Annotated in this window: 22 protein-coding genes; 1 reads left to right on the forward strand and 21 read right to left on the reverse strand. The window is 40.0% G+C overall.

The features are described 5' to 3' along the window. Positions 1-56 precede the first annotated feature (56 nt). The 10 genes from rpsI to CRN97_RS08170 form a co-directional block, all read right to left on the reverse strand. On the reverse strand, positions 57-455 hold the full coding sequence (rpsI, locus tag CRN97_RS08125; protein WP_033154489.1) for a 30S ribosomal protein S9: 399 nt from the start codon (positions 453-455) through the stop codon (positions 57-59). A 13-nt stretch (positions 456-468) separates the two neighbouring features. After that, positions 469-897, reverse strand: coding sequence for a 50S ribosomal protein L13 (gene rplM, locus CRN97_RS08130; RefSeq protein WP_033154490.1), 429 nt, complete (start codon positions 895-897; stop codon positions 469-471). A 167-nt stretch (positions 898-1,064) separates the two neighbouring features. Continuing rightward, on the reverse strand, positions 1,065-1,799 hold the full coding sequence (gene truA, locus CRN97_RS08135; RefSeq protein ID WP_097076532.1) for a tRNA pseudouridine(38-40) synthase TruA: 735 nt from the start codon (positions 1,797-1,799) through the stop codon (positions 1,065-1,067). 1 nt (position 1,800) lies between these two features. Then, complete coding sequence (locus CRN97_RS08140; protein WP_044938165.1) at positions 1,801-2,601, reverse strand: energy-coupling factor transporter transmembrane component T family protein; 801 nt, start codon at positions 2,599-2,601, stop codon at positions 1,801-1,803. Between the two features lie 43 nt (positions 2,602-2,644). Beyond that, entirely contained in the window at positions 2,645-4,405 is a 1,761-nt protein-coding gene (locus tag CRN97_RS08145) for an energy-coupling factor transporter ATPase (protein ID WP_097076597.1), read from the reverse strand. Between the two features lie 8 nt (positions 4,406-4,413). After that, a complete protein-coding gene (gene trmL / locus CRN97_RS08150) occupies positions 4,414-4,911 on the reverse strand; it encodes a tRNA (uridine(34)/cytosine(34)/5-carboxymethylaminomethyluridine(34)-2'-O)-methyltransferase TrmL (RefSeq protein ID WP_044938167.1) in 498 nt (165 codons plus the stop codon). A gap of 1 nt (position 4,912) precedes the next feature. Continuing rightward, entirely contained in the window at positions 4,913-6,079 is a 1,167-nt protein-coding gene (locus CRN97_RS08155; RefSeq protein ID WP_044938169.1) for a pyridoxal phosphate-dependent aminotransferase, read from the reverse strand. Further along, positions 6,076-6,558: an Lrp/AsnC family transcriptional regulator gene (locus CRN97_RS08160; RefSeq protein WP_033154496.1), complete on the reverse strand. Its 483-nt coding sequence runs from the start codon at positions 6,556-6,558 to the stop codon at positions 6,076-6,078. Before CRN97_RS08160 ends, CRN97_RS08155 begins: the two co-directional genes overlap by 4 nt. Positions 6,559-6,583: 25 nt before the next feature. Further along, entirely contained in the window at positions 6,584-7,567 is a 984-nt protein-coding gene (locus CRN97_RS08165) for an AIR synthase family protein (RefSeq protein WP_074791833.1), read from the reverse strand. A gap of 2 nt (positions 7,568-7,569) precedes the next feature. Next, complete coding sequence (locus tag CRN97_RS08170; protein ID WP_097076533.1) at positions 7,570-9,234, reverse strand: VanW family protein; 1,665 nt, start codon at positions 9,232-9,234, stop codon at positions 7,570-7,572. Between the two features lie 173 nt (positions 9,235-9,407). Here CRN97_RS08170 and CRN97_RS08175 point away from each other — a divergent pair, with 173 nt between their 5' ends. Continuing rightward, positions 9,408-10,019 carry a hypothetical protein gene (locus CRN97_RS08175; RefSeq protein ID WP_074791837.1) on the forward strand — a complete coding sequence of 204 codons (612 nt, stop codon included), beginning with the start codon at positions 9,408-9,410 and terminating at the stop codon, positions 10,017-10,019. A gap of 34 nt (positions 10,020-10,053) precedes the next feature. On the opposite strand, the gene CRN97_RS08180 is transcribed toward CRN97_RS08175, so the two are convergent. The 11 genes from CRN97_RS08180 to CRN97_RS08230 all read right to left on the reverse strand — a co-directional run bounded on the left by CRN97_RS08180 (position 10,054) and on the right by CRN97_RS08230 (position 20,490). Continuing rightward, entirely contained in the window at positions 10,054-10,638 is a 585-nt protein-coding gene (locus tag CRN97_RS08180) for a manganese efflux pump (RefSeq protein WP_097076534.1), read from the reverse strand. A 126-nt stretch (positions 10,639-10,764) separates the two neighbouring features. Then, on the reverse strand, positions 10,765-11,331 hold the full coding sequence (locus tag CRN97_RS08185; protein ID WP_074791841.1) for a TetR/AcrR family transcriptional regulator C-terminal domain-containing protein: 567 nt from the start codon (positions 11,329-11,331) through the stop codon (positions 10,765-10,767). Between the two features lie 8 nt (positions 11,332-11,339). Then, entirely contained in the window at positions 11,340-11,573 is a 234-nt protein-coding gene (locus tag CRN97_RS08190; protein ID WP_044938181.1) for a hypothetical protein, read from the reverse strand. Continuing rightward, on the reverse strand, positions 11,573-12,142 hold the full coding sequence (locus CRN97_RS08195) for an HdeD family acid-resistance protein (protein ID WP_074791843.1): 570 nt from the start codon (positions 12,140-12,142) through the stop codon (positions 11,573-11,575). Before CRN97_RS08195 ends, CRN97_RS08190 begins: the two co-directional genes overlap by 1 nt. A gap of 3 nt (positions 12,143-12,145) precedes the next feature. Further along, complete coding sequence (locus CRN97_RS08200) at positions 12,146-13,033, reverse strand: DegV family protein (RefSeq protein ID WP_097076535.1); 888 nt, start codon at positions 13,031-13,033, stop codon at positions 12,146-12,148. A 77-nt stretch (positions 13,034-13,110) separates the two neighbouring features. Further along, positions 13,111-15,840 (reverse strand): response regulator, encoded by a 2,730-nt coding sequence (locus CRN97_RS08205; RefSeq protein WP_097076536.1) that lies wholly within the window; start codon positions 15,838-15,840, stop codon positions 13,111-13,113. Continuing rightward, positions 15,840-17,285: an HD domain-containing phosphohydrolase gene (locus tag CRN97_RS08210; RefSeq protein ID WP_074791849.1), complete on the reverse strand. Its 1,446-nt coding sequence runs from the start codon at positions 17,283-17,285 to the stop codon at positions 15,840-15,842. Before CRN97_RS08210 ends, CRN97_RS08205 begins: the two co-directional genes overlap by 1 nt. A gap of 70 nt (positions 17,286-17,355) precedes the next feature. Continuing rightward, the gene (locus CRN97_RS08215; protein WP_044938203.1) at positions 17,356-17,853 is read right to left on the reverse strand and encodes a Gx transporter family protein; all 498 of its coding nucleotides are present in this window, start codon (positions 17,851-17,853) and stop codon (positions 17,356-17,358) included. Positions 17,854-17,873: 20 nt separating this feature from the next. Beyond that, the gene (locus CRN97_RS08220; protein ID WP_097076537.1) at positions 17,874-18,251 is read right to left on the reverse strand and encodes a NusG domain II-containing protein; all 378 of its coding nucleotides are present in this window, start codon (positions 18,249-18,251) and stop codon (positions 17,874-17,876) included. A gap of 2 nt (positions 18,252-18,253) precedes the next feature. Beyond that, positions 18,254-19,333: an FAD:protein FMN transferase gene (locus CRN97_RS08225; protein ID WP_097076538.1), complete on the reverse strand. Its 1,080-nt coding sequence runs from the start codon at positions 19,331-19,333 to the stop codon at positions 18,254-18,256. A gap of 71 nt (positions 19,334-19,404) precedes the next feature. Beyond that, positions 19,405-20,490, reverse strand: a complete 1,086-nt coding sequence (locus tag CRN97_RS08230; protein WP_097076539.1) for a hypothetical protein — start codon at positions 20,488-20,490, stop codon at positions 19,405-19,407. Positions 20,491-20,537: the final 47 nt, after the last annotated feature.

Raw genomic sequence — 20,537 nt, forward strand, 5'->3', positions numbered from 1 at the left:
TCCAAGGAAGCAAGCTTCCTGGAGCATTTTTGTAGTTGCACAATTTGCAACAATAATTATCTCTTTGAGAACTGAGGTGCGCGACGTGCAGCCTTTAAGCCGTACTTCTTACGCTCTTTCATTCTAGGATCTCTTGTAAGGAATCCAGCAGCCTTAAGTGTAGGTCTGTACTCAGCATCTACCTCAAGGAGTGCACGTGAGATACCGTGTCTGATAGCACCAGCCTGGCCAGTGTATCCGCCACCCTTTACGTTAACGATAACGTCGAACTTGTCAGCTGTGTTTGTAGCTACAAGTGGCTGACGAACAACTACCTTTAATGTCTCAAGACCAAGGTACTCGTCAATATCTCTCTTATTTATAGTGATCTTACCTGTGCCAGGTACAAGATATACTCTAGCAACTGAAGACTTTCTTCTACCAGTTCCATAATACTTTGTTGTATTCTTAGCCATGATCTACCTCCTATTAAAATGTAAGCACTTCTGGCTTCTGTGCCTGCTGCTTGTGCTCTGGTCCAGCGTATACGAAAAGCTTTGTGTACATCTGACGACCAAGTGGTCCCTTTGGAAGCATGCCCTTAACAGCGTGCTCGATAACTCTCTCTGGATGTGTGTTAAGCATATCGCGAAGAGAAGTCTCCTTCATACCACCAACATAATCTGAGTGATGATAGTAAATCTTCTGATCAAGCTTCTTACCTGTAACCTTAATCTTCTCTGCATTAACTACGATTACATAGTCACCACAATCTGCGTGTGGAGTGAAGACTGGCTTATTCTTACCTCTTAAAACCTTTGCAACTTCTGCTGAAAGACGTCCAAGTGTCTGGCCCTCAGCGTCAACTACATACCATTTTCTCTCAATCTGAGATGGGTTTGGCATATAAGTATTCATGAGAATTCCTCCTTAAATAAATCTAAAAAAGCTCCCAAGCCGGTGATGTCCGGGCACCTGCAAGGAATGTTATAGTAAAACCTGCCTCCGGGCTAATGGACGCAAGTCTCCTTACTACATCAACCGTTACATTGTACAATAGGAATCCGTATCCGTCAACATAATTTTTACTCGTACTCAATTCCAATCATAGTAAGTCCGTGAGCTGGAGCGGTTGGGCCAGCAAGCTCGCGGTTGCGGCCACGGAATATTTCAAGCATGTACATTGGCTCCATCTCTCCTGCACCTACTTTGATAAGGGTGCCGGCGATGATACGAACCATGTTGTATAGGAATCCATCTCCTGTAAGGCGGATATGGATGACATCGTCTTCTTTGTAGACTTTTGCGGTGTAGATGGTGCGGACACGGGATTTAACCTGTGCCTTTACTGATGAGAATGAAGTGAAATCGTGCTGACCGATAAGGTAAGCTGCTGCTTCATTCATTTTATCTACATCCAAATCGTAATAATAGTGGAATGTATCTTTGCGCTTTGTAGGGTCTGGCATCTTGCGATTTAAAATCTTATATTCGTATGTCTTGTGGCAAGCAGCATAACGTGGATGGAAATCGTCCTCCACCTGGCAAGAATACTGAACTACGATATCGTCAGGCAAACGCTGATTCAGAGCAAAGCTGATTTTGTCAGCTGGCATTCTTGAATTAGTATCAAAGACAGCTACATTTCCAAGGGAATGAACACCTGCATCTGTACGGCTTGCTCCCATAATCGAAATTGGCTCCTGAAGAAGATCCGTGAGGGCCTCGTTCAATTTCTGTTCGATTGTTACTCCGTTTGGCTGAATCTGCCAGCCACTATAGTTACTGCCATCATAGGCAACTACTATCATTACTCTCATATTATAAAATAACCTTTACTGCAAAAAATAGGATGATGTAAAGGGCTACACAAATATATGCTCGCTGATCAAGTGAATTATACTTGAGGGGATGCATCTTTGTACGTCCTTCGCCACCATTATAACATCTTGCCTCCATGGCAAGTGATAAATCGTTAGCTCTTCTGAAAGCTGAAACAAAAAGTGGCACTAAAAGTGGCACCATGTTTTTAGCCTTTGTAATAAGACCGCCTGATTCAAAATCAGCGCCTCTAGCCATTTGTGCCTTCATGATTTTGTCTGTCTCCTCAATAAGGATTGGAATGAATCTGAGGGCAATTGACATCATCATTGAAATCTCATGTACTGGCACATTGAACTTTTTCATGAAGCCAAGTGATTTCTCCAAACCATCAGTAAGCTGATTTGGTGTGGTTGTAAGTGTCATGATTGATGTGCCAACAATAAGAAGAATCATTCTGCTTGTCATAAGCACTGCATTTTTAAGTCCCACATCTGAAATAGAAAGAATCCAAAATGATACTAAAGTCTTTCCTGGTGTAAGGAACAAATTGAAAAGGCCGGCAATGATAAGCAATACAACAATTGCCTTTAGCCCCTTTACCATAAATGAAAATGGCACATGACTAAGCCTGATAATGCCTATCATTGACAACAAAACTATTGCAAACAACACTGCATTGTCTGCTGAAAATAATGTGATGATAAAAACCAGAGTAGAAAACAGCTTCACTCTTGGATCCAATGAATGAAGAACTGATTCTGCTGGATAATATTGTCCTAATGTAATTTCTCGTAGCATATTTATAATCCTTTTTTAGTCCAAGCCAATAAGGTCTCGGCTATTATTTACAAGCTTTCAAAATGGATTCTGTTGCTTCTGAAACTGTTGTTGCAGAGGCATCAACATCATAACCCATTTCTTTTAAATCATTCATAACATATGTTACCTGTGGAGCGGCAAGTCCCATCTTTTCAAGCTCCTTGTAGTGAGCAAAGACTTCCTTTGGTGTGCCATCGAAAGCTGGGCGACCTGCATCCATTACGATGATTCTATCAACGTAGTTGGCCACATCCTCCATGGAATGAGAAACCAAAATAACTGTATCTTTTCGTTTTTCATGCATATCGGAAATAAGACCAAGTATATCATCTCTTCCCTTTGGGTCAAGGCCTGCTGTTGGCTCGTCCAAAATAAGCACTGCCGGCTTCATTGCAATTACACCTGCGATAGCAGCTCTACGCTTCTGACCACCTGAAAGCTCAAATGGTGATGCAAGATATAATTCTTCTGGAAGCTTAACCAAGCCAAGCGCCTCGTATGCTCTCTTGATTTGCTCCTTTTCATCGAGCCCCTGATTCTTAGGGCCGTACTGAACATCTTTGAATACAGTTGTTTCAAAAAGCTGATGTTCAGGATACTGGAACACCATTCCTACCTGTGTACGTAAGTCTCTGATATCAAAATCCTTGTCGTAGATATCCTGACCATTGTAGTAGATTGTACCCTCGGTAGCCTTTTCCAATCCATTCAAATGCTGCACTAGAGTAGATTTACCACTACCTGTATGGCCTATGATACCGATAAACTCTCCCTCTTTTATAGAGAGATTAACATCATCAAGAGCCTTTACTTCATATGCTGTATTTGGAGAATACTTGTATGAAACATGATCAAGTATTAACACGTTCTTTTTATCGACATCTGCTTCTGCTGCTGGCTTTTCTGTAGTCTGTGCAGCCGCTGCCTTTTTCATCCCAAGCTGTGTGAGAGCATCTACAAGTTCCTTTCTTGTAAGGACGCATTCTGGTAGATCAAGACCTGCTTTTCTAAGCTCATGAGCAAGAAGTGTAACCTGAGGAACATCAAGGCTGTGCTCCTTGAGAAGCTCAACATCCTTGAAAATCTCCCTTGGCTTGCCTTCCATAAAGACCTTGCCCTTTTCCATTACGTAGACATAGTCAGAATCAACAACCTCTTCCATGTAGTGAGTAATCAGGATAACAGTGATTCCCTTTTCACGGTTGAGAGTGTGAACTGCACGAAGCACATCTGCTCGTCCATCAGGATCAAGCATGGCTGTTGGCTCATCCAAAATGATGCATTTTGGCTCCATTGCCATAACACCAGCTATTGCTACTCTTTGCTTTTGTCCACCTGATAATTTGTTTGGAGAATGAGCCTTATACTTTGTCATTCCAACCATCTTTAAAGACTTATCAACTCGTTCCACAATCTGTTCTGTAGGAACGCCGATGTTTTCTGGTCCGAAAGCCACGTCCTCTTCTACAACACTGGCTATTATTTGATTATCAGGATTTTGGAAAACCATACCTGCAGTCTGACGTACTGCAAATGTGTACTCATCATCAGATGTGTTCATCTCGTCTACCCAGATTGTACCTTCTGATGGAGTAAGAAGCGCATTAATGTGCTTTGCGAATGTAGATTTGCCTGAACCATTGTGTCCTAAAATAGATATGAACTGTCCTGGTTCAACGTTGAGATTAACGTGGTCGAGGGCAAGCTGAATGCTCTCCACGTTGCCCTCTTCGTCACGTCTAATATATTCATGTACTAATTCTTTTGACCTTATTATTGCCATGGTACCCACTATTCCTTCCAGTTGAGTCTATGCAAATTGCCCTCAGTTTCAAGTCCGAGGAAATCATTCTGTCTCAGTGCTTCGTATAAAACAACAGCAACTGAATTTGATAAATTAAGTGATCTAATATCGTGTCCCATTGGAATACGAACGCAATTCTCCTCATTTTCAACAAGGATTTCTTCAGGGATGCCCGCTGATTCCTTGCCAAACATAATGTAGCAGTCTGGTTCATAATTCACCTGGGTGTGTGTCTTTTTGGCTTTTGTAGTAGCCATATAAACCTTTGCATCAGGATTCTTTGCCTTGAAGTCCTCCCAATCATCATATCGGAATACTTCTAGCTTATCCCAATAGTCCATGCCGGCTCTTTTCACAGTCTTGTCTGTGAGCACAAATCCAAGTGGCTCAATCAGATGAAGACGTGTGCCTGTGGCACAGCATGTACGCCCTATATTTCCAGTGTTTGCTGGAATTTCGGGTTCATGTAAAACTATATTTAACATTTTAACTCCTTAATTCCTCCACGAACTCTTCGATGCGGTCCATGGCGCGTTTAAGATTTTCAAGAGAATATGCATAAGAGATACGCACATTTCCTTCGCCACTAGCTCCAAAGGCTGTGCCTGGAACTACCGCAACTTCCTTTTCGCGAAGAAGCTTTGTACAAAATTCTTCTGAACTCATTCCGAATTCTGCAATCGATGGGAAAATGTAGAATGCGCCGTATGGCTCAAAACATTTAATTCCCATTTTCTTGAAACGATTCACAAGATATCTACGTCTGTCATTGTACTCTTCGCGCATGTTTGCAACGTCCTCGTCGCAATCGCGAATAGCTGTAACAGCTGCATACTGACTTGTTGTAGGTGCACACATAATAGCAAACTGATGAATCTTTGTCATCTGCTTTACAAGGATTTCTGGTGCACATACATATCCCAATCTCCATCCAGTCATAGCATGGCTCTTTGAAAAGCCATTGATGTAAATTGTTCTTTCCTTCATTCCTGGGAAGCTAGCAATTGAAACATGTCCTTCACCAGTGTATGTAAGCTCTCCGTAGATTTCGTCTGTGAGAACAAACAAATCATATTTTTTGACAAGCTCTACGATTGGCTCCAAATCTTCTTTTTCCATAACAGCACCTGTAGGGTTGTTTGGGAAAGGCATGATAAGAAGCTTTGTCTTGTCTGTGATGGCTGCCTCAAGCTCATCAGGCTTAAGTCTGAATTCGTTTTCTTCCTTAAGGTTGATAGGCACTGGCTTGCCACCTGCCAAAATGGTACAAGGCTCATAAGAAACATAGCTAGGCTGTGGAATAAGAACCTCGTCACCTGGATCAAGCATAGCTCGAAGCGCTATGTCGATACCCTCTGACCCACCAACTGTCATAAGCATTTCAGTAAGTGGATTGTATTCTAGATTATAATGGCGCTTTAAAAAATCAGCGATTTCAATACGAAGCTCCTTTAAACCTGAGTTTGAGGTATAGAATGTACGTCCTCTCTCAAGAGAATAGATTGCTTCGTCTCTAACCTTCCATGGTGTATCAAAGTCTGGCTCGCCAACACCAAGTGAGATAGCATCTGGCATCTCAGCAACAATATCGAAAAACTTACGGATACCAGATGGTTTAATTTCTGTAATAGTTTGATTTAAAGGATTTCTCATAAGCTCACCTTCTCCCTCTCATCAACATGCTTTTCCGCCATAATTATGCCGTGGTCCTTGTATTTCTTAAGGACAAAGTTAGTCTGTGTACTAAGCACTGAATCAAGTGGAGAAAGCTTCGCAGAAACAAAATCTGCAACCTCTCTAAGTGTGTGTCCCTCAATTGAAACCATGAAATCATAGCTTCCTGAGATTAAATAAACTGCATCAACTTCAGGATAGTTGTAGATGCGCTCAGCTACCTTATCAAAACCCATACCTCTCTGAGGTGTGACACGTACCTCGATAAGAGCTGAAACCTTTTCTACGCTTGCCTTATCCCAGTTGATAAGAGTAGGATAGCCGCAAATAATGTGCTCGTTTTCCATTGCCTCAAGCTCGTTCATGATTGTAGCCTCGTCTGTGCCAAGCATCATGGCTAAATCTGCTAAATCAATCCTACTGTTATGCTCAATATAAGTTAAAATCTTTTCTCTCATTATAATCACCCCTAAACTTTCTTAGCTAATGTACGTTATACAATGCGTCTGTCTTTGGTGGCTCAAGGAATCGTTCCTCGTCACCATTTACTACACGCTTATCATTCGAAGAGTTGGACTTCCCGATAATGGCGGATGCTACCCCCGCATCACGAAGCTTTCTAACAAGCCCATTGCCATCCTCGGTTGCGATTAGCATCGCTCCTGAAGAAATTAACTCGTATGGATTAATTCCGAAAAACTCGCAGACTTCGATAGTCTCCTGTTTTACTGGAATGGCTTTTAAATCAACATCAAGGCCAACGCCTGAGGCCTCTCCCATCTCCCAAAGTGCACCAAATATGCCGCCTTCAGTAACATCGTGCATAGCTGCCACGCCATGCTCCACAGCGATGCGGCTTTCTGGAAGAACGCTAAGATACTGATCAAAGCTCTTTGCTGTGTCAATCAACGACTGTGGAAGGCGCTCTAACAGTTCCTTTTCGTGGTCCTTTGCGATGATGGATGTTCCTTCAAGGCCAATCCACTTTGTGAGAACGATATCCATGCCTGGCTTTGCCCCACCTGTAGAAATCATCTGGCCTTTCTTAACCTTGCCAACTGCTGTCACAGAAATGAGTGGCTGATTGACAGCCTCTGTAACCTCTGTATGGCCGCCGATAACCTGTACATTGTAGCGTTTGCATGCTGCATCCACCTGTTCCATGATGGCCTTTAGCTTTGCTTCTCTCATACGTGGTGTGAGAAGCACTGTAAGAAGGATGCCGATAGGCTCTGCACCTGCACTTGCCAAATCATTTACAGAAATGGTAACTGCAAGCTCACCAATATCGGATGCTGTGCCGGTGATTGGGTCAGTGGAAAGAACGATTTCTTCGTCTGGACCAACACTAAGTGTGGCGCAATCCTCACCAATTCCTGGACCATTGCCAACCTCTGGTCGTTTTACATGTAATTGTTTAATGACGGAGCGCTTAAGAACGCTCTCTGGTAATTTTCCAATTTCCATAATTATATTTCTGAGTTGTCTGTAACTGTTGTGTCTGTTGTTGTATCTGTTGTCGAATTTGTAGTGTTATCTGTTGTTGTGTCCGTTGTTGGATTTGTAACAGAATACTTTGGAGTGATTTCAAACGGTGTTGAATTAACTACTCCTGGTGCATAAATAGAAATAGCCGCTGCTATTGTAGCTGCATCTTGGGTGTTCACCGCCTGAAGCATAGCATATGAAAGATTTGGGTCTGCCGATGCTATACCTACAGTAACTGTTCTGTTGGATGGATTATAACGGCTGTTGTTATAAACATCACGGCTTACTTCCTCACCATTTTCATAAACAATCTTCCAAAGGCGAGCTGTGTATCCTGTGTGGCCACTAACTGTAGTAGTCATTTTACCGAGTGGTACATTTGGATCTGCAACCCATGTGGTAGCCTGGACATTAACACCTGTAATTTCTGTTTCGTATTCAACGCTGTGTCCAGCATCATCCTCTTCCTTACCGTAGATACTGAAGTAAGCATTGCTGCCATCGCAATATCCTTCGATATAGATAGGATAGTTTTTATTGTTTCGAATCTGGAAGTCCTTTCCACCAGACTCTGCAATAGCTGCATCCTGTGAAGGTGGTACGTATGTGACAATCATAGAGTGGCATGAACGAGTGATTACCTCTAATTCAGCCTCTCTAACTGCACCATATAAAGTAGTAGAAACCTGGCAAATACCTCCACCGTAAGTCTCTACAGTAGTTCCATTTTCGTATGAACCTGCAAGCATATAGCCATTCTCTGCTGAAAATGGGGTGATAGTATTAAGCACTGAGAATTCATCTCCTGGATAAAGGATTGTGCCATTAATAAATCCAACGCCATTTGCAACGTTATTTTTACGAGCTGCAGATGATGAACTGTAGTCTGTGCTGTAGCTTCCAAGTAAATCTGTGATTTCCGCAAGCTCTTCCTTGCTTCCTCTAGGCTCTTTGACCTCTGTCGCAAGTGCTATTGTAGCTGCGCTTCCATCCCAGCTATTTTCAATATAATCAACAATGATAGCTGCTGATTCTTCAATCTGAACGACTACACCAGATGTTCCTTCATGGAATACGAATTCTCCGTTTTCTCTGGTAAGATAGTCATCACTGGCTTCGTCATTTACCTGTGTAGATGCTGAATTAAGATAGAGGATAACTCCATCCTTATCAACTCCAAGTGATAAAGCAAAATCCTTTGTACGGCCTTCTGCTAAATCCTGTGATGCTTTGAATCTCTCACCGAAATTACCATATGAGCCGTATGTAGCAGCCTTTACTGTAACGTCGTTATTTTTAGCCCCGATGCAAAGGTCTGCACCAGTAGCAGAAATAGTTTGATCATTTGCTGATAACGTGAATTCAACGTCGTCATACTGTGAAAAATAATCAGCTACTACTGCATCTGCCTCAGTAACAGTCATTCCACCAACTGATATTCCCTCAATAGTGATTCCATCAGGAATAATTCTGTCATCAGTTTCATCTGCAACTGCTGATTCAGCCTCTTCGTTGGCAAGCTCTTCATCAGATACGGATGCTTCAGATTCTTCTATTTCATCTGCTTGAACAAAGGTAGTATTTGCAAAAAGACCACTAACCATGCTTGCTGCCAATAATATAGGTAATATGTTCTTTCTATTCATAACAAAATCCTCTTTACATTAGATTGTGCGCAAAGTAAACTTAGATTATAGCAGCAGCGAATGTGGTAAATACCATGCAAACAAGCACTACTACAAGGATTGCTCCTGCGATTATTTGATGCTTCTTAGAACGCTTCATATAAATACCTCACTTAATATGTAAAGGAGAAACCATGGGCTTCCCGATTTTACCATTTTTCTTATTATTCTTAATTTGGCTGACCTTTAGAATAAAGAGTCTTGATGCTAAACAAGAAAAAACGCAGAAAGATTTTTGGGACCGCGAAAGGGCCGCAAATATAACCCCTGCAAAAGATATATCTAATCTAAGATATATTACCATTCCAATAGAGAAATTTCCATTAAATTTTACTGATGACCCAAAAGTTCTTGAAATCGAAAATGAACTTCAAGAATTGTCTACACACAAGCTTTTAAACCTCACAGGTAAGACAAATACAGATTTAAAATTGGAGTATGGAGTACCTAATTTTGAAACAATGACCAAAATCGGCGAGGATTTCGACAGGGTATGTGTTTTACTTAATTCGTACGCAAAGATCCTGAAAGAGGCAGGCCTACATAAGGATGCTCTTGAAACACTGGAATTTGCTGTTGGTATTGGTTCAGATATAAGCGAAACATACACTCTTCTAGCAGATTATTATCGCGAGAACGGTCAAGACCAAAAGCTCGAATTCCTAAAAAGTAAAGTATCGAGCAGTGATATGCTTTTAAAAGATTCGATCCTTAAGAAAATAGATCCATACAATTCACTTGCATAGAAAAAGTGCTTACAGATTTCTGTAAGCACTCTTTTTATATAATCTCTATGACTCTGTGTAGTAATATTTCTGCGCCAACGCCCCATAAAAGCGCTGCTCCAGCTACATACGCAACTGTTTTCATTTCAAATCCGAAGTGAAGACCTGTGTAAAGGCCTGCCAATACCATCAACACTGAAATAATAAGAATGATGGTGATAATCTGCCAGATTGTTGTTCCGACCAGGCCACATGCACATCCTGCAGCTGCTGTATAGATGCATGAGACAACAACAATTTTGATGTAATCCCAAACTCTAAGAACGTCCTTGCGCTTTTCCTGAATGAATTCTCTCTTGATAGCCTTTGCAATAAGTCGAATTCCAAGAAATGCTAATACTATAACTGCTACTATCTCGCCGTAATTCATAGGATCTGACACATATCCGTTTAGAGCAAGAAGTCTGCAAATAACAAAACCAATAAAGTAAAAAATCAATTCCAACCCTGCCACAACGGTACATGCGATAACTATGGTGCGCTTTCTAATGCGAGCAATCATAGCTCCTTGTATTTCCATAGCGGCAAATACATCTAATAAAATACCTGCTATCATCAGCAGGTTTTCCAACCAGCTCATATATTTCCTAACTCCGTTCCTAATATATCTCTTAATATATTTATAATATATCTAAATTTTATTTACTAAAATATTCAACCACCAAACCATGTTTGTTAGCAAGATACAATGTAATATATTTGTATTCTACTTGTTTGAAACTATTTCAATCAGCGAATTATGGAACATTTTAACGTAAACATCTGTTAATTCTTCAACTGGTACTGTCATGCCTCGTTTAATCCACTGGATTGTAATCCAGCTAATAGAGTGGCCTAAAAACTCTGCCACAAGCTCTTTGGAGAGCCATTTATAATCGGCCATCTGTACAAGGCTTTCAACATCAATATACTTTTGGACAGCATTTGCAACACATCTGTTGTATATTTCGTTGAAAGAATTCTGCCCCTCCAACTGTGCTGCACGCTTATAGAAATCCTTTTCCTTTTCCATAGTAGTATGCACAAAAGTGATTGCCTCTTTTAACATTCCATTGGACAATAGCGGATCTATAGGTCTAAACAATTCATTGACGGTAATCCATTCAAGCAGTTCGTATTTATCCTGAAAGTGATTGTAGAATGTTGGACGAATTACTCCCGCCTTATCAGTAATCTCTTTAATTGTAATTTTCTCAATAGGTTTTGTTTTAGCAAGCTCTTTTAAACTTTCAGCAAGAACAATATCTATTGCATTCTGCGATTGATTATTCATATATCTCCTTAAGAATCCTGGTATTCAACTGTAACATAGAAGCCCTTAGGGGTCTCTTTTACATCTACCACTTTTCCCTCTTTGGCCTTAATACGCTCCAAAGTTGTGTAATTTGCCGACATAGCAAAAGACCTGCCTAACACATAATAATATGAATTAGGCAGCTCGTACTCTGTGATGGAAAGCACGTCTCCTATATTAAGGAGACCTGTGCGTTCCATTTTAAATTCCATTTGACCCATTATATATCTTCCTCTCGGGTAATTGTTCCATCTACAACAGAACCTGTCGCTTTTCTAACCTTGTGAACAATACCAAAATCTGTAAGTCCATCATAGATAAGCATGATACCGATAATCTGAACTGTCACCTCAACAACCTTAAATGCAGCTGCAATGCAAACAACACCAAGGATGATATTTAGAACAGCGATAAGAAATGCTAGCCATGTGCGAGGAGCATGGGCTTTTGTTGCTTCAATCGCCATTCCTAAATCCTGCACACCGTGCACCGCAAGGATAACACCGATAGCGATAGGAATGATAGAAACAATCGAGCCTGGCGCTCTAAAAATCCAAACACCAATTATTGCAAGAATTGCTCCAATAACTATTCCCAGTGCATTCATTCCAAATTCGTAAATTTGGCTGATTATCACTGAAACACCAGCTAAAATAATAATACATGCAATAACTCGGCTAATTGTTATTAAGCTTTTTTCTGGAAATATCAAAAGCATAATACCAATAATAACGCTGATTAATGCTGAAATTGTAATATTTAGTCTTAAGCTTTTAATTTTCTCTTTCATAATTTATCTCTCTTTTTCTTTGCCCCAGAAACCAATTGCAACTGTACCTGGGCCAGTATGTGCTCCAATAGTAGGTCCAATATCGAAAATACGGATTTTCTCTTTCATCTTAGGAAAAGCTTCCTCAAGCATATCGGCCATCTCTCTAGCATCATCGTAGCAAACAGAATGAGTAATGAAAATGTTCTGATCATAATCATCTCCATTTTCAATACGCTCTTTTACTGCTGCAAGAGCTGCCTTCTTAACCATCTTTTTACCACGACACTTCTGTCTTGGAATAAGCTTTCCTTCATCGTTGACATTTAAAAGTGGACAAATATTGAGTGCTGTACCAAACCATCCAGAAATCTTTGATACACGACCACCTCTGATAAAGAATGTAAGGTCTGTAGTGAAGAACCATGTGTTCTGATTCTGAATGTGATCAGCTGTCCACTTAACTAATTCATCAAAGCTGTATCCTTCATCACGAAGTGTAGCAAGCTTATCCATGAATAAACCATAACCAGCTGAAGCTGTAAGGCTATCAAAAACTACAAGCTTTCTATCAGGGAACTCTTCTCTAAGCTCCTCTGCAGCGATTCTAGCTGAATTGATAACACCTGAAATACCGCTAGCAAGTGTTAAATGGATAACATCCTTTCCCTGCTCTAAAAACTGTCTAAAGTATGCTGTAAATTCATCTGCATTAACCTGAGATGTCTTTGTCATTGCACCGTCAACCATAGCGCCATAAAAATCCTGTGGAGACATTGATTTGAATAAATCGTCTACATATGGCTTGTCATCTAAATAATAGTGAAAGCAGATATGCTCAATGTTCTTCTCCGTTAAAAACTCTTCTGTAACGTCCGCTGTAGAACAGCAGCTAATAATAAAATCTCCCATAAACCATCCTATTCCATAAAAAAATTTCAACCTGTTTGAGTATAACGCAACACATTATTGAATTGCAACACGCTCAATTATTTTAACTGAAGATATTCCTCCAAAATCTGAGTACCTTCTTCGTATTCCAGGTTGTCGTAGGCCTCCCGCAAAGTGCCATAAAGCGCCATTAATTCCTGATTCTTCTCACATTTTTCTAACTTATCAAGAGCTTCTTCAATGGCGTTTAAATCATATTTATCAAAAGCATCAAGCAGTTCATTTAGAATATCTGTTACATCTTCATTAGAACTGTCAATTATTTCAATTTGCTCTTCCATGCCGTTTGGTGCAAGCTGGGTCAGCTCCTTTGTAGCATCCTCAACCACTTCGCAAAGCGCATTAAGGAACTCATCCATATGTGCATCAACATAGCTCCATGTTTCTGACTTTGCTGCCATCTCCATTATCTGAGCCTGCTCGGCAAAAGTTTCTCTGCCAATTTGTTTGCTAACTCCACCTATACCGTGTACCTTTACCTTAAACATTTCCTTATCGTTTTTACGATAATTAGGCAAATTCAAAAGAAGTGGCTGCATTTCCTTTACAAATGTATCCAGTGTCTTTTGATATACACTACTGTTTTGACGATTTCTCTTAACAACCGAAACCACTGTTTCGCTGTCATTCTTTTCTGCCAAATCTTTTGGCATATACTTTTCCATGATTTCTTGAAGCTTAACACCAAGTATAGGCTTTGCCAGGAAATCGCTGAATCCATATTCAACAACCACATGTCTTGCATTTTCTTCAGAATTAGCTGTAACAAGAACTATTGGCACACTTGAAAACTCACGGATTTTCTTACATGCCTCTGAGCCGCTGACTGGCATCATCATCTGGTCTAAAAATACTAAATCATAATGATTTTCACGAACTGCCTCAATTGCTGAAGCACCATCAGGCATAGTTATGACTTCGCATTTCCAAGGCATTAGGAATTGCTGCATGATTTCAAGATTGATACGCATATCATCAGCCACAAGAACTCTGGCTCTAGGATAAACATAGTCAACCTTCTCTGGCAATCCGTGGAATCCCTGATTTGGATTAAGAAGTGTTCTTCGGTTGAGAACACGTTCCATCATATGCTCACCACCACACTGCTTCTGATAAAAATATCCTTTGAATACAGAGCCTGATATACCATCACTTTCTGCAGTGATAGAGCCACCAAGCTTTGCAATAAGCTGCCGGGTAATAGCAAGACCAAGACCTGTTCCTTCTGTTTCTTCCCCATCTGCAGATGAAACGTATTCATTGAAAACCTCTTCAAGCTGTTCAGGTGACATTCCCTGTCCTGTATCTGCAATTGAAAAATCAACTCGCACCCTGCCATCATCCAATTCATCAAACGAAAGCTCTGCATGGATAGTTCCTTTTTCCGTGAATTTAACAGCATTGGATAAAATGTTTTGGAAAATCTCTCGAACACGAATTGCATCTCCAAACAAATATCTAGGGTAAGATGATGTGATAGCCAAATTAAAATCTATAGGCTTTGATTGTATATTTAATAGAGTAGAATAAGCCATGTCTTCAATATTAGCATTCACATCATATTGTTTTTCTGTAAACTCAAACTTTCCAGCTTCAAGCTTACTGTAATCAAGAATAGCATTTACAAGCTCCAGCAAGTTCTCTGAAGCCCTCTTAATATTTGAAATAAGGCTTTTATTCTTTTCAGAAATATCCTTCTTTGTAGCCAAAATATCACTTACACCCATAATGGCATGAAGTGGACTTCTAAGCTCGTGAGACATCTGAGCCAAAAACTGACTTTTTCTGGCAGTTTCTTTTTTGGCATTTGTTGCCTCTTTGTGTTCCTGGGTAATATCCACTGCTGAAATGATATAGCCCTTTACTTCCGTTCCTTCCTGAACTGGTGCGTAATGTACCCTATACCATCTTTCGCAGGCATAATACTCACTGTCATTTCTTTCTCTTTTTACCATGTTTTCTGCAAGAACAAACTTGCTTTCTGTAGTTCCATCTTCGAAAGCAAATCCTATTCCCTGACCATCAGCAAAAAGTTCCAATGCCTTTTGATTGGCATCGATAATGTAAAACTCCGAATTCACAAGGGCTATTGGGCGATCGGTTCTGTTAAACATAGTAGATTTGAGGATTGTTGCTGTATCCTCAATTCTGTTAGACATAGCAAGCCAAAAGAATATAACACAATCAATAGCAAAGGCTACAGATCTAATCTCATCCATTCCAAGGAAGTAATCATGTAAAACATAACCTGTAATAGCAACTATAAACGCCAGCAGCATATATCTACCAACAATAATATCAATCCTGTCGAAATATGCCTTTGATGGCGTTTTCAACTCAACTATTATTGATGACATAAATACAAATATTACTGCCACCATATCTCCATCAACTTGTTTAGGGATTCCAAAATAATACTCTATAAAATCGTATACACATAGAGATATCATAATGGCTATAGCAATTGTTATTATCACGGCTACATTTTTAGGTGTTTTAATAAACAAGAAATAGAAAAACATCATAAACATGATAACCAATGCACACATGTCGCATAGCAGTTGTAAAAAGTCCACTGTATCTTGACTATGAACAAAAGGAATAATGCACAGATAGAAATCATACACAGTAATAATTCCCGCTATAGTAGGCAATATTCTGTGTCTGCTAAGATAAACATCATTTGATACTAGCTTTATAAATGTAAAAAAACCAATTGCCACACATACTACATTAAGTAAGTATGATAAAGTAAACACCCCGTTCATTATTCAGCATCTCCTCGTCCTGTAATAATTCTCTTTAACTCGGATTTGATAAATGTAGGCTGAAACGGTCTAACTATATAACCGCTAGCTCCCACTTCTCTACACCTTTTTACTGTCTCACTGTCATTTAAAGCAGTAACAAACAGAATAGGTATTTCCAAGTGTAACTGTTCCCTGATTCTTCTGGCTGTTTCTACCCCATCAAGTCCTGGCATATCCACATCCATAACAATGGCATCCACTGGCTCATTCTTTTCCAAATACTTCAAAGCCTGATTGCCGTTTTTTAAAAGAGTCAGGTCGTAGAAATACTCCAAAATTCCCCTCGCCATTTGGAGATTAGTCATCATATCATCCACTACCATGACTTTGTATCGTTCATAAGCTTGAATCATAACATTGCGCTCTTCCTCTGACTCTCTAGAGAAAGAATCCGCGCTAGCTGCCGCAACCAATGTGATATTTAAATAATCTTTGTCGGTCAGGTCTATTGTAGTGCCATCCATTAGCCTGATGATTGGTCGTAAATTGTGGAAGTCACTGTTTTCAACAATGATACAATGTCTACCGTCTGACATAATCATTTCAGTTCCCTTTGGATACAGCGGAACATGCTTAAGAAGTGCCATAACCACATCCCTGTCAAACATAATTCCACAAGCGCCCATCATATATTCAGAAACCTCATATGCAGAATAAGGATTCTTATATGGCCTTTTGGATAAAAGCGCATCAAATACATCCGCCACGTGGATGATTTTAGTGTAGTCTGTCATGTCCTCAGCTGTAATTCCTCTCGGATAACCACTACCATCCACATTTTCATGATGAAAAAGAACCGCCACCTTAACATTTGGAGTAACATCCCATCGTTCTTTTAGAATGTCGTAACTCATCTGAGCATGGCTTTTCATTATCTGATACTCTTCTTGGGTTAGGCGTCCTTCTTTATTTAGTATCTCACTAGGAATAGACATTTTACCAAGGTCGTGAAGAAGTCCTGCTAAAGCAAGTTCCTCAAGGGCCTTTTCATCATAGTGCAAAGATAGACCAATAATGGCACAATACAATGCCACATTGACTGAATGAGAATAGGTATAATCATCTGTCTCACGCAAGTCATTCATATCAATGGTGATAGATGCCTTTGAAAGTATCTCCTCAACCATTTCCTTGGCAACTATCATACATCCATCAATATCCTGCCTACGGACACAATCTATACCTTTACCTCGCAAGACTGGCGAGATGATTGGTTCTACTTCTATATCCTTTGAAAGCTCATCTGATATGTATAATCCGTCAAATCCAAGTGATGTCAACCTATCTATGTATTCTTGTGTTAGTTCTGCTTTTCCTCCCAGCAAAACTCGCCCATAAGAATCAAATACTTCCGAACCAAGCTTCATTCCTGGTTCTATTTGGGACATGTTTATATATCTCATAAGACCGCCTTAAAATATTTTATATAATATTATATTATACTATCTTTTGCGTAACAAAAAAACCTCAGATTTAAAACCTGAGGTTTCTACGTAACCTTTCCACAATCATTGCCGCTAAAACTCCGATTACTACACCGGAAATAGTTCCAATGATTACTAAAAATGGTAAATAATAAATTAATCCAGCTGTTTCAAGAACAAGCATAGCTACTATGATTTGGCCTACGTTGTGAAATACACCACCAAGCACGCTAACGCCTGTGATTGAAAGCTTTTTTGTTTTCATGCCAATAAGCATCATTAAATATGACAGAGCTGCTCCTGCTATTGAGTACATTGTCATAGCAAGATTTCCAAATGTAAGACCTACTAATAAAACTCTTATTATAGATAAGACTAAAGCGTCCTTTTTCCCAATAATAAAAAGAGCAACTACCACAGCAAGATTTGCCAGGCCAATTTTAGCACCTGGTATACCAATGCTAAATGGAAGTAAAAACTCTATATAAGAAAGAACAAAAGCGAGAGCTATAAATAAGCCAAGCAGCGCCACTTTATTTGTTTTCATAATTTGTACCTTCAAGACTATTAATGGGTAGAACCATCAATATCTCTTTCCTCACCATTAACAATTTCTGCTATCAATCCGTTTGGAAGACAAACTATCATCTCTTTTGAGTAGTGAATATGCATATGGTTTACACAGATTTGATCTGGACAGCTTGCCTCGGAAATCTGGGCCTCCCCATCCTTAATCTCAAGAACATTGTAAGAACCATCTTCGAATTCTATTCTTTCGGTAATATCCTTATTAAGAGGATACTTGCCGTACTCTACTCCATCTATAGTAACTAATACATAAGCCTGATTTGCTGTGTTGTATTTCTGATACAAGCTCATGCCAAGCCAGAATACGACAGCTACTACTAAAACAGTTACTATTAATTTTAAATCATTTTTCTTCATAATTACTCTACAATACTTTCTTCAAAATTGTCGGAATAATAGATATTCCCTTCATGGTCCACCCACATAGCCTCAACTCCATCGTGGCTATTTACAAAATCCATACCTTCCTCCAAAGTCATGTTGTATACAGCAGTAGAAAAAGCATCTGCTTTTCCTGAATCGTCTGTAAGTATAGAAACCTGACCAAATGTATCAGATGGGAAAAGTGTATCTGGATTGATAATGTGGCAATAAACCTTTCCATCAACCTCATAGAATCGTTGATAATCACCGCTCGAAACTACACACTGTCCATCTTGGATTTCTACAGTTTTCAGGTATTCCTGCTCACCATCCATATCTGGATTCTGGATGCCAAGCTTGAAATTGGTACCATCGATTCTACCACCAATGCCCTGAACATTTCCACCTAAGCTAAGAAGAACGTTGTTCATTCCCTGCTCCCTGGCATATTCCAAAGTCTTCTGAACTGCATATCCCTTGGCAGTACTTCCAACATCAAGTGACATTTCTGGATCTGAAAGATATACAGTATTGTTTTCATCATCAATTATAAGATTGTTTATATCTGTATGCTCTGCTGCTGCCTCAAGCTCTTCCATTGTAGGAAGTGTAGCACGCTCTGGATCATCCATGCCGATTTCTCTGTGGCGATGCCAAATTGAAAGAACCGAACCCATTGCAACATTAACACGACCATCAGTTTCATAGTACATTTCCTGGCTAAACTTGAGCATATCGATAATAGCCTGGTCCACCTCTACAGGCGCAACTCCTGCATTATCGTTGATTGTCTTTATATTATTTACACCATCATAATCGTTATAAATATCATATAGATTGTTGTAAATGATAAGCTGATCCTTAAGTTGCTGAGCCATCTCTGCGAATTCTTCTTCTGAATCAGCGTAACCAACAATCTCTGTTCTTGTATCAAATATATCTAAGAATGTGGCATTGTACTTGGTCTTTTCTGTGAGGGCCTCACTCTGACCATCTCCACTAAATTTCTTTATAAATACTATAAAAGCAATCAATGCGACTACTGCTAAGCATCCAAATATCTTTTTCTTATCCATAATCTACTCACTCACAAAAAAATAGAGGGAGTGTAGTAAATACACTCCCTACATTACAAATTGTAAATTAATTACTGTGCACTTGCAACAGCCTTTGTAATAGCTGTGTTGAAGTCAGTAATATGAACTGATACAGAAGCTGCTAAATCAGCATCTGTTGCACGTCCTTCTTCTACTGCTGTGCCGTTTACTTCGTCAACAGTCTTTCCAACTGTGTACTCAGCGTAAGCAGCAGCCTGCTCATTCCACTCCTTACCGATTGAAGAAGCAGCCTTCATGCCGTAAGCATCACCAAGCTCGTTCTTGCTTGGTACATCAGCTGATGTATCAGCTGTGATTGCGCCCTTAGCATCGAAAGAAACCTTAGCCTGAACAGCATCAATAAGTGAGCTTGTGATTACGCCATCACCATTTACTGTAAGAACAGAGATTGTTGTGTAAGCCTCAGCTACACCATCAGCATCTGCAGTAGCATCTGTTGACTTTGCAATGTTTGTTGTAAGACCAAGACCAAGCTTGTCACCTGCAACTGCCCCACCAGCTACAGCTGTATCCATAGCCTCAAGAACTGCAGCCTGGAAGCCTGTTACATGGATAGATACAGAAGCTGCAAGATCCTCATCACCAGCTTTTCCTTCTGTAATTGCCATGTTGCTAATATCAGATGCTGTCTTACCTACTGCCCATGCAGCAAAAGCATCTGCCTGCTCATACCACTCTTTACCGATTGCAGAAGCAACCTTCATTCCGTAATCATCGCCGAGCTCTCTCTTTGAAGGATACTCTGCGTTAAGATCAGATGTAATCTTTCCATCAGCGCTGATACCAATCTTTGTCTGAGCGATATCGATTACGCACTCAACGATTGCACCGTTTGAATCAACTGTAACAGCAGCGATTGTTGCATCAACCTGTGCTGTACCATCAGCGTCTGCAGTAGCATCTGCTGAGCTATCGATTGCTACGCTTGTACCAATACCTGTGAGAAGCTCACCTTCTGCAGCAACAGCAGCTGGAGCTGCCTCTTCTGTTGTTGATTCTGTTGTCTCAGTTGCCTGAGTTTGCTCTGTAGCAGCCTCATCTGTAGAACCACAGCCTACAAATAATGATGCTGAAAGAGCACCTGCGCACATAAGTGCTACTAAACTCTTTTTCATCGTTTCATTCCTTTCCTTAAATAACTTTTGATGAAATATATATTTGG

The organism is Pseudobutyrivibrio ruminis DSM 9787 (assembly GCF_900218035.1).
Lineage (GTDB): Bacteria > Bacillota > Clostridia > Lachnospirales > Lachnospiraceae > Pseudobutyrivibrio > Pseudobutyrivibrio ruminis.

What these genes read in the sequence shown, in the direction of transcription:
- CRN97_RS08180 (WP_097076534.1), bottom strand. Translation starts at nt 10,638, where the DNA reads ATGAGCTGGTTGGAAAACCTGCTGATGATAGCAGGTATTTTATTAGAT.
- CRN97_RS08160 (WP_033154496.1), bottom strand. Translation starts at nt 6,558, where the DNA reads ATGAGAGAAAAGATTTTAACTTATATTGAGCATAACAGTAGGATTGAT.
- CRN97_RS08195 (WP_074791843.1), bottom strand. Translation starts at nt 12,142, where the DNA reads ATGAAAGAGAAAATTAAAAGCTTAAGACTAAATATTACAATTTCAGCA.
- CRN97_RS08145 (WP_097076597.1), bottom strand. Translation starts at nt 4,405, where the DNA reads ATGGCAATAATAAGGTCAAAAGAATTAGTACATGAATATATTAGACGT.
- CRN97_RS08170 (WP_097076533.1), bottom strand. Translation starts at nt 9,234, where the DNA reads ATGAATAGAAAGAACATATTACCTATATTATTGGCAGCAAGCATGGTT.
- CRN97_RS08220 (WP_097076537.1), bottom strand. Translation starts at nt 18,251, where the DNA reads ATGAAGAAAAATGATTTAAAATTAATAGTAACTGTTTTAGTAGTAGCT.
- CRN97_RS08205 (WP_097076536.1), bottom strand. Translation starts at nt 15,840, where the DNA reads ATGAACGGGGTGTTTACTTTATCATACTTACTTAATGTAGTATGTGTG.
- trmL (WP_044938167.1), bottom strand. Translation starts at nt 4,911, where the DNA reads ATGTTAAATATAGTTTTACATGAACCCGAAATTCCAGCAAACACTGGA.
- CRN97_RS08225 (WP_097076538.1), bottom strand. Translation starts at nt 19,333, where the DNA reads ATGGATAAGAAAAAGATATTTGGATGCTTAGCAGTAGTCGCATTGATT.
- rplM (WP_033154490.1), bottom strand. Translation starts at nt 897, where the DNA reads ATGAATACTTATATGCCAAACCCATCTCAGATTGAGAGAAAATGGTAT.
- rpsI (WP_033154489.1), bottom strand. Translation starts at nt 455, where the DNA reads ATGGCTAAGAATACAACAAAGTATTATGGAACTGGTAGAAGAAAGTCT.
- CRN97_RS08155 (WP_044938169.1), bottom strand. Translation starts at nt 6,079, where the DNA reads ATGAGAAATCCTTTAAATCAAACTATTACAGAAATTAAACCATCTGGT.
- CRN97_RS08165 (WP_074791833.1), bottom strand. Translation starts at nt 7,567, where the DNA reads ATGGAAATTGGAAAATTACCAGAGAGCGTTCTTAAGCGCTCCGTCATT.
- CRN97_RS08200 (WP_097076535.1), bottom strand. Translation starts at nt 13,033, where the DNA reads ATGGGAGATTTTATTATTAGCTGCTGTTCTACAGCGGACGTTACAGAA.
- CRN97_RS08185 (WP_074791841.1), bottom strand. Translation starts at nt 11,331, where the DNA reads ATGAATAATCAATCGCAGAATGCAATAGATATTGTTCTTGCTGAAAGT.
- CRN97_RS08230 (WP_097076539.1), bottom strand. Translation starts at nt 20,490, where the DNA reads ATGAAAAAGAGTTTAGTAGCACTTATGTGCGCAGGTGCTCTTTCAGCA.
- CRN97_RS08140 (WP_044938165.1), bottom strand. Translation starts at nt 2,601, where the DNA reads ATGCTACGAGAAATTACATTAGGACAATATTATCCAGCAGAATCAGTT.
- CRN97_RS08215 (WP_044938203.1), bottom strand. Translation starts at nt 17,853, where the DNA reads ATGAAAACAAATAAAGTGGCGCTGCTTGGCTTATTTATAGCTCTCGCT.
- CRN97_RS08190 (WP_044938181.1), bottom strand. Translation starts at nt 11,573, where the DNA reads ATGGGTCAAATGGAATTTAAAATGGAACGCACAGGTCTCCTTAATATA.
- CRN97_RS08210 (WP_074791849.1), bottom strand. Translation starts at nt 17,285, where the DNA reads ATGAGATATATAAACATGTCCCAAATAGAACCAGGAATGAAGCTTGGT.
- truA (WP_097076532.1), bottom strand. Translation starts at nt 1,799, where the DNA reads ATGAGAGTAATGATAGTAGTTGCCTATGATGGCAGTAACTATAGTGGC.
- CRN97_RS08175 (WP_074791837.1), top strand. Translation starts at nt 9,408, where the DNA reads ATGGGCTTCCCGATTTTACCATTTTTCTTATTATTCTTAATTTGGCTG.